This is a genomic window from Actinomadura sp. BRA 177 (assembly GCF_013372625.1).
Classification (GTDB): Bacteria; Actinomycetota; Actinomycetes; order Streptosporangiales; family Streptosporangiaceae; genus Spirillospora.
Genome location: NZ_JABXFD010000469.1, coordinates 61,097 through 68,667, shown reverse-complemented (window position 1 = coordinate 68,667; position 7,571 = coordinate 61,097). Strand labels below are relative to the sequence as shown.

At 73.9% G+C, this 7,571-nt stretch carries 9 protein-coding genes; 1 reads left to right on the top strand and 8 read right to left on the bottom strand.

The features are described 5' to 3' along the window. The 4 genes from HUX53_RS27685 to HUX53_RS27670 all read right to left on the bottom strand — a co-directional run. The coding region (locus HUX53_RS27685; RefSeq protein ID WP_176406150.1) for an FAD/NAD(P)-binding oxidoreductase at window positions 1-1,080 on the bottom strand (1,080 nt) is incomplete at its 3' end. Further along, window positions 1,077-1,379 carry a (2Fe-2S)-binding protein gene (locus HUX53_RS27680; protein ID WP_176406149.1) on the bottom strand — a complete coding sequence of 101 codons (303 nt, stop codon included), beginning with the start codon at window positions 1,377-1,379 and terminating at the stop codon, window positions 1,077-1,079. The genes HUX53_RS27685 and HUX53_RS27680, both read right to left, overlap by 4 nt. Then, window positions 1,376-2,542 (bottom strand): FAD-binding oxidoreductase, encoded by a 1,167-nt coding sequence (locus HUX53_RS27675; RefSeq protein ID WP_176406148.1) that lies wholly within the window; start codon window positions 2,540-2,542, stop codon window positions 1,376-1,378. Before HUX53_RS27675 ends, HUX53_RS27680 begins: the two co-directional genes overlap by 4 nt. A gap of 87 nt (window positions 2,543-2,629) precedes the next feature. Beyond that, complete coding sequence (locus tag HUX53_RS27670; RefSeq protein ID WP_176406147.1) at window positions 2,630-3,241, bottom strand: helix-turn-helix domain-containing protein; 612 nt, start codon at window positions 3,239-3,241, stop codon at window positions 2,630-2,632. A 175-nt stretch (window positions 3,242-3,416) separates the two neighbouring features. On the opposite strand from HUX53_RS27670, the gene HUX53_RS27665 reads away from it, so the two are divergent. Next, window positions 3,417-4,082: a GntR family transcriptional regulator gene (locus tag HUX53_RS27665; protein WP_176406146.1), complete on the top strand. Its 666-nt coding sequence runs from the start codon at window positions 3,417-3,419 to the stop codon at window positions 4,080-4,082. 71 nt (window positions 4,083-4,153) lie between these two features. Here the strand turns inward: HUX53_RS27665 and HUX53_RS27660 are convergent, their stop codons facing one another. The 4 genes from HUX53_RS27660 to HUX53_RS27645 are packed head-to-tail and all read right to left on the bottom strand — an operon-like array spanning window position 4,154 to window position 7,566. Next, window positions 4,154-4,864: an ABC transporter ATP-binding protein gene (locus HUX53_RS27660; RefSeq protein ID WP_176406145.1), complete on the bottom strand. Its 711-nt coding sequence runs from the start codon at window positions 4,862-4,864 to the stop codon at window positions 4,154-4,156. Further along, window positions 4,848-5,675: an ABC transporter ATP-binding protein gene (locus HUX53_RS27655; protein WP_176406144.1), complete on the bottom strand. Its 828-nt coding sequence runs from the start codon at window positions 5,673-5,675 to the stop codon at window positions 4,848-4,850. Before HUX53_RS27655 ends, HUX53_RS27660 begins: the two co-directional genes overlap by 17 nt. Continuing rightward, entirely contained in the window at window positions 5,675-6,673 is a 999-nt protein-coding gene (locus HUX53_RS27650; protein ID WP_176406143.1) for a branched-chain amino acid ABC transporter permease, read from the bottom strand. Before HUX53_RS27650 ends, HUX53_RS27655 begins: the two co-directional genes overlap by 1 nt. Next, window positions 6,673-7,566 (bottom strand): branched-chain amino acid ABC transporter permease, encoded by an 894-nt coding sequence (locus HUX53_RS27645; protein ID WP_176406142.1) that lies wholly within the window; start codon window positions 7,564-7,566, stop codon window positions 6,673-6,675. Before HUX53_RS27645 ends, HUX53_RS27650 begins: the two co-directional genes overlap by 1 nt. Window positions 7,567-7,571 lie beyond the last annotated feature (5 nt).

Here is a 7,571-nt window from a genome sequence, read left to right as displayed (position 1 = left end):
GTGTGTAGCGTGTTCGGTGCGTCGGGAGCGGCGGAGGTGTATAAGAGACGGGGAGCCGCCGCCGGCGATCCAGCCGGCGATGAGCCCCTCGGCCGCGGCGGCCTGGGCGCCGGCGACGCCGGTGATCTCCCCGGCGGCGTAGACGGCGGGGGCGGTGGTGAGCTGGTCGCCGTCCACATCGACGAACGCGCCGTCCCGCAGGCCGCAGCCGGCGGCGACGGGGAGTTCGAGCTGCGGGCTGAAGCCGTGGGTGACGCAGAGCGCGTCGACCGCGACGGTCCGCTCGGTGCCGGGGACGACCGACCAGTCGGGACGCAGGCGGGCCGTGACCGCCTCTTCCACGCGTCCGTCGCCGCGCGCCTCGACCACGGCGCGGCCCGTCCGGTAGGGAACGCGGTGCCGGGCGAGCAGCCCGAGGTATCCGGCGAGCTCGGTGCCCTTGCCCGGCTGCGCCGCCAGTTCCCACGGGCGGCGCGTCCACCCGCGCGCCACGGTCGCGGCGGGGTTGGCCTCCAGCACCGCCCGGACGGCCGAACCGGCCGCGAGGAGCGAGGTCGCGACCGGTAGCAGGAACGGCCCGGAGCCGGCGATCAGCACGCGGTCGCCGACGATGAGGTGCTCCCCCTTGGCCAGTGCCTGCGCGGCTCCGGCGGTGTGGACGCCGGGCAGCTCCCAGCCGGGGAACGGCAGGACGCGGTCATGGGCGCCGGGTGCGAGGACGAGCGCGTCGGGCCGCAGGACGTGCCGTTCACGCGCCGCCGCGTCGGGCTCGCCGCGCAGCACGTGGACGTGCGGGGCACCCCGGTCCAGGCTCTCGATCGCCCAGACGGTGCTCCGCGGCCACCAGGCGCAGCGCGGGTGGCCGAGCACGTGACCGCGGAGGCGGTCGAAGCCCCGCCGGCCGCGGTGCCGGCGCCCCGAGCGCGCGGCGGCGTAGGCGTCCGGCGGCATCCGGTGGTACTGGCCGCCGGGATTGTCGGCGGCGTCGAGCAGCGTCACCCGCGCCCCGGCGCGCAGGGCGCCCGCCGCCGCGGCCAGGCCCGCCGGACCGGCCCCGACGATCACCACGTGCCGGGTCATCGGGCGTCCTGCGGCGCGCGGGACTGGGTGCCGATCGTGTCGCCGTCGCGGGCGCGGCGGGCGCAGGCCCGTACGTCGCGGACGCCGTTGACGGTGACGAGGCAGTCGAAGCAGGCGCCGATGCCGCAGAAGACGCCGCGCGGGGAGCCGGACGGGCCTTCGCGCCAGGCCCGGCGCCCGGACGCCAGCAGCACCCCGGCGATCGTCTGGCCCTCGATGCCGGTGAGCGGTTCGCCGTCCACGGTGATCCGCAGCGGGACCTCCCGCCGCCCGGCGGCGCGCGCGAGTCTCGGGCTCATCCGTTCTCTCCTTCGGCCTGGACGGCGGGCCGGCCGACCCTGAACGGCGCCGCGTCGATGTCGGGTTCGCGTCCGAGCAGCAGGTCGCGCAGCACGGCGGCCGTCCCGACCGAGAGCCCGACGCCGGCGCCCTCGTGGCCGGTGGCGTGCCAGAGCCCGTCCAGGCGCGGGTCGGCGCCGATGACGGGCAGGTGATCGGCGACGTACGGGCGGAACCCGCCGTAGGCGCGCATCACCGGCACGCCGGCCAGGGACGGGAAGAGGCGGAGCGCCTTGCCCGCGATGACCGACAGGACCTCGGGGCGGAGCCGGTCGTCGAAGCCGACCCGGCGCCGCGACGAGCCGATGAGGAGCGTCCCGGCGCGGGTGGACTCGACCACGGCGGACGCCCGCAGGTCTCCGGCGCCGCTGCCGACGGCGCCCACGTAGTCCGCGTCGTAGACCTTGTGGAAGACGGTCGGCGGCAGCGGCGCGGTGACGAGCACCTCGCCGCGCCGGGGCCGGACGTCCAGCCGGACGCCGAGTCGTGCGGCGACCTCTCCGGACCACGGGCCGGCGGCGTTGACGAACGCGTCCCCATCGATGGTTCCGGCGCGGGTGCGGACGCCGGTGATGCGGCCGCCGCGCGCTACGGCGCCGGTGACCTCGTGCCCGGTGCGTAGGACGGCCCCGGCCCGGACGGCGCCGGCGAGCAGTGCGGTGGCCGCGCCGGCGGGCTGCACCTGGGCGTCGCCGGGGTAGTGGACGGCGGCGGTGCAGTCACGGGTGAGGTGCGGTTCCGCGGCGGCGAGGGCGGCGGCGTCCAGGTCGCCGGCGTCGATGCCGGCCGCGCGCTGGGACGCCGCGAACTCCCGCAGGGTTCGGGCGCCCTCGCCGGTGGTCGCGACGACGATGCCGCCCTTGGGCTCCCACTCGACCGTGTCCGCGTCCGTGTCCGGGAGGGTCTGCAGGATCCGCGGCCACAGCCGCCGCGACAGCTTCGCGAGCTCCAGTTCCGGACCGGGCCCCTTGTCGGAGACCAGGACGTTGCCCTCCCCGTGCGCGGTGGTCCCCGCGGCGGGGCCGGCGCGGTCCACGACCGTGACGTCGCACCCGGCCAGGGCGAGTTCGCGGGCACAGGCGGCGCCGATGATCCCGGCGCCCAGCACCACGACCCGCGCCATCACAGCTCCATTCGTTCGATATAGCGAACGATTCCGACGTTATGTCTCCCGCGCGCGGATGTCAACGGGGGTGGTGAGGGAGGATTGTCAGGACGTGTGGTCGGGGTGCGGCGGTTCGCCTTGCGAGGAGTGAAGCCGCTGGTCGGCGTCGTATTGCAGGAGCAGCACGGAGCGCACGGCGCCGTCGAGGGCCGTGTAGCCGTGCGGCAGCCGGGCGTCGAACGCGACGTAGTCGCCCGGGCCGAGCTCCACGTCCCGGTCGTCCACCCGAACGCCGAGCCGCCCGGCCTGAACGACGGTGTGCTCGGTGCCGACATGGCCCAGCGAGTCCTGCCGGCGACCGGCCCTGACCTGCTGGTCGTACACCTCGAACATGGCGCCGCCGGACGCGATGCCGCGCAGCGGCCGCAGGTCGACGCCCTCACCGCGCAGCACCTCGACGTGCGCCCCCCGGACCACGGTGAGCCCGGACGGCTCCTGGCGGTCGAGCAGGTCGGAGATGGGGATCTCCAGGACGCGCGATAGGCTGAACACTGTCTCGATCGTGGGGTTCCCCGCGCCGGCCTCCAGCTGGGACAGCGTCGCCTTGCCGATCCTCGACCGGCGCGACAGCTCCGACAGCGACAGACCGAGCTCCAGCCGCGCGCGGCGCAGATTGCCGGCCAGCACGTCCCGCACCGACTCCGCTGATGCGCCCACGCTCCCACGCCCTTCCGCATGGCGTTCGCTCTACCGAACGCTCAGTGTACCCGCGGACGGGCTGGAAGGGGACGCCGAGTCGGGCTGTCCCGGCGAGTGCAATACTACATGTCACCGGCCGATCCGGCCGCCGTGCCGGCGGGGCGCCACGCCCCGGAGGGGAGCCGCGACCCAGATGCTGAACCTGCCTTCCCTGGGCCCGCGCAAGAGCGTGCGGGTGCAGATCGCCCATGCGCTCCGGGCGTCGATCGTCAGCGGGGAGATGCGGCCGGGCGTGGTCTACTCCGCCCCGGCGCTCGCCGAGCGGTTCGGAGTGTCGGCGACCCCCGTCCGGGAGGCCATGATCGACCTGGCCAGGGAGGGGCTGGTCGACGTCGTCCGCAACAAGGGCTTCCGGGTCACCGAACTGTCCGACCGGGAACTGGACGAGATAACGGAGGTGCGGGCCCTGATCGAGGTCCCCACCATCGTGCGGGTCGCGCGGACCGCGCGCCCCGAGGAGGTGTACGCGCTGCGGCCCCTGGCCGAGGCGATCGTGACGGCCGCCGGGAACCGGGACGTCCTCGCCTACATCGAGGCGGACCACCGCTTCCATCTCGCGTTGCTCGAACTGGGCGGCAACTCCCACATCATCCGGCTGGTGAGCGAGCTCCGCTACATGTCCCGGCTCTACGGTGTGCCACGGCTGGCCGAACGCGGCGAACTGGAGCCGTCCGCACGCGAGCACGAGGAACTCCTGGAGGCCGTGGCGAGCGGTGACCTGGCAGGCACCGAGGCTCTGATGAACCACCACCTCCGCCACATCCGCGGAATCTGGGCGGACCGCCCCGAACACCGCTGACCGCCTGGGCGCCGGGGACCCGCCGGCCGCCCCCGCGGGCACGGCCGGCGGGAAAGCCCCCGCCGGCGCGGTCACGCCGCGCCTCCCAGGTAGGCCGCGACCACCCGCGGGTCGGCGGACAGCTCGGCCGCCGAGCCCTCCAGGGCGCAGCGGCCGTTCTCGATCACGTAGCCGCGCCGGGCGATGCCGAGGGCGGCCCGGGCGTTCTGCTCGACCAGCAGGACCGCCGTCCCCGCCGCGGCGACGTCGCGGACGACCGCCATGACCGCCGCCACGACGAGGGGTGCGAGGCCCATCGACGGCTCGTCCAGCATCAGCAGCCTCGGTCCGGCGACCAGGGCGCGGCCGATGGCCAGCATCTGCTGCTCCCCGCCGGACAGCGTGCCGCCCTCCTGCCCGCGCCGCTCCGCCAGCCGGGGGAGCAGCCCGTAGACCCGGTCGATCCGCTTGGCCAGTTCGCGGCCGTCCCGGACGAGGTACCCGCCGAGCAGCAGGTTCTCGTGGACGGTCAAGGTGCTGAAGATCCGCCGACCCTCGGGCACGTGCACCAGGCCGCGCGCCACGATCGACGGCGGTGCCGCCCCGGCCACCGACTCGCCCTCGTACCTGATGTCGCCGCCGGACGGGCGGACCAGCCCCGAGACCGCCGACAGCGTCGTCGTCTTCCCGGCGCCGTTGCTGCCGAGCAGCGCCACCGTCTCGCCCTTCCCGACGGTGAGCGACAGGCCGTTCAGCGCGGTCACCCCGCCGTACTTCACCGTCAGATCAATCAGTTCGAGCACCGCGCACCTCCCCGCTCTGCGCCGGCCCGCTCTGCTCCGGCCCTTTCTGCTCTGCCTCCGCGTCGCGGCCGAGATACGCCTCGATCACCGCGGGGTCGCCCCGGACTTGGGCGGGCGTGCCGTCGGCGATCTCCCTGCCGTGGTCGAGTACGACGATCCGGTCGGAGACCTCCATGACCAGGCCCATGTCGTGCTCGATGACGGCGATGGCGATGCCCAGCTCCCGGATCCGCCGGATCAGGTCGAGCAGCTCGGTCTTCTCCGCGTGGTTGAGCCCGGCGGCGGGCTCGTCGAGCAGCAGCAGGGACGGCCGGCGGGCCAGCGCCCGCGCGATCTCGACCCGCCGCTGCTCGCCGTAGGGGAGGTGCCGGACGAGGCCCGTCCGGTCCCCGCGCAGCCCGGTGAAGTCGAGCCACCTGTGCGCCTCGTCCGTGGCGGCCTGCTCGCTGCGCCGGTAGCGCGGGGTGTGCAGCAGCACGTCGGCGAGGCGCTGCCGCAGCCACAGGTGCGTTCCGGCCCGCACATTGTCCAGCACCGACAGGTCGCCGAACACGCGCAGGTTCTGGAACGTCCGCGACAGGCCGCGCGCGGCGATCGCCGACGGGCGCCGCCCGGTGATGTCGGTGCCGTCCAGGACGACCCGGCCGCCGGTCGGCTTGTAGAAGCCGGTGACGCAGTTGAACGCGGACGTCTTGCCCGCCCCGTTCGGGCCGATGATGGAGACGATCTCGCCCGCGTGCACGGCGAAGGTGAGCCCGTCGACCGCGCGGACGCCGCCGAACGCCAGCCGTAGATCCCGCACGTCCAGCATCACGCCTCCTCCGATCGGGCGGCCGTCCGGGCGGTCTCCCGGGAGCGGTGCGGCCAGAGTCCCTGCGGGCGGCTGATCATCATGACGATCAGCAGCACGCCGAACACGAAGAACCTGTAGTCGGCCAGGTCGCGCAGGATCTCGGGCAGCAGGCTGATCACGACGGCGCCGATGACGACGCCGGGCGTGGAGCCCATCCCGCCGAGCACGACCGCCATCAGCACCAGCGCCGACTGCAGGAACGTGAAGCTGGCCGGGGAGATCGCCGACAGCTGCGCGGCGAACAGCACGCCCGCCAGCCCGCCCCAGACCGCCCCCGCGATGTAGGCCGCCATCTTGACCCGGTAGGTGTGGACGCCCATGGCCTCGGCGGCGTCCTCGTCCTCCCGGACGAACCGCCACGCGCGGCCGAGCCTGGACCGTCCCAGCCGCCCCGCCAGCAGCACCGCCGCCGCGACGATCAGCAGCACGGCGTAGTAGAACACCACCGGGTCGCCGGCGTGCTCGCCGAACAGCCCGGGGATGCCGTAGATGCCGGACGGCCCGCCGGTGATCTCCAGGTTGTTGGCGATGATCCGGACGATCTCCCCGAAGCCGAGCGTCACGATCGCCAGATAGTCGCTGCGCAGCCGCAGCGTCGGGCCGCCGATGACGATTCCGGCGGCCACGGTCGCGACGATGACGAACGGGATCGTCGCGAGCAGCGGCCAGTGCAGCCGGGTCGCCAGCAGCCCGCTCGTGTAGGCGCCGACCGCGAAGAACGCGGCGAACCCCAGGTCGAGCAGGCCGCAGTAGCCGACCACGATGTTCAGCCCGACGGCGAGCATCACGAAGATGACCGCGCCGGTCATGATGTTCATCGCGTACGGCGTCGCGATCGCGAACGGCGCGGCCAGCCCGACGGCCAGGCCGGCCCAGCCGAGATGGCGGCTTGCCAGCAGCCGTGAGACCGCGCTGGTTCCGGGCCGTCCCGCCGCCCGGTCGCGCACGGCCGCCATCACACGCGCTCCGTGACGCGCTCGCCGAGCAGCCCGGTCGGCCGCACGGTGAGGAAAAGGATGAGGAACCCGAACGCGAACACGTCCCGCCACTCGCCGCCCACCCAGTGGGTACCGAACGACTCCAGCATGCCCAGGACGAGGGCCCCCAGCATCGTGCCGGGAACGTTCCCGATGCCGCCGATGACGGCCGCCGTGAACGCCTTGAGCCCGATGATGAACCCCATCAGGAAGTCGATCTTCCCGTAGTAGCCGCCGGCCATCACGCCCGCGGCGCCGGCCATCGCCGAGCCGATGAAGAACGTGCGCGCGATGACCGCGTCCACATTGACGCCCATCAGCAGGCACGCCTTGGGGTCGAGCGCGATGGCCCGCATGGCGCGGCCCTGCCGCGTCCGCCCGATGAGCAGCGCCAGTCCCGCCATCAGCGCGACGGAGATGCCCATCAGGACGAGCTGCTGCATCGTGACGCGGGCGCCGAGGACGGTGAAGGACACGCCGTCCAGCCGCACCGGATAGACGCGCGGGTTGGGACCGGCCACGATCCGGGTGCCGTACTCCAGCGCGAACGACGCCCCGACCGCCGTGATCAGCAGCGACAGGCGGGGCATCCCGCGCAGCGGCCGGTAGGCCACGCGCTCGATCGCGAGACCGGCCGTCCCGGTCGTGACCATCGTGAGGACCAGGACGACGAGCAGCACCAGCAGGGACGAGGCGTGCACCAGGCCGCCCATCGCGCCGAGCATCGCGAATCCGGTGAACGCGCCGAGCATGTACAGGTCGCCGTGGGCGAAGTTGAGCAGCTTGATGATCCCGTAGACCATGGTGTAGCCAAGGGCCACCAGCGCGTAGAACGAGCCGACGAACAGCCCGTTCCAGATCAATTGCGACATCGGCG

What these genes read in the sequence shown, in the direction of transcription:
- HUX53_RS27680 (WP_176406149.1), bottom strand. Translation starts at nt 1,379, where the DNA reads ATGAGCCCGAGACTCGCGCGCGCCGCCGGGCGGCGGGAGGTCCCGCTG.
- HUX53_RS27675 (WP_176406148.1), bottom strand. Translation starts at nt 2,542, where the DNA reads ATGGCGCGGGTCGTGGTGCTGGGCGCCGGGATCATCGGCGCCGCCTGT.
- HUX53_RS27665 (WP_176406146.1), top strand. Translation starts at nt 3,417, where the DNA reads ATGCTGAACCTGCCTTCCCTGGGCCCGCGCAAGAGCGTGCGGGTGCAG.
- HUX53_RS27655 (WP_176406144.1), bottom strand. Translation starts at nt 5,675, where the DNA reads ATGCTGGACGTGCGGGATCTACGGCTGGCGTTCGGCGGCGTCCGCGCG.
- HUX53_RS27650 (WP_176406143.1), bottom strand. Translation starts at nt 6,673, where the DNA reads ATGGCGGCCGTGCGCGACCGGGCGGCGGGACGGCCCGGAACCAGCGCG.
- HUX53_RS27645 (WP_176406142.1), bottom strand. Translation starts at nt 7,566, where the DNA reads ATGTCGCAATTGATCTGGAACGGGCTGTTCGTCGGCTCGTTCTACGCG.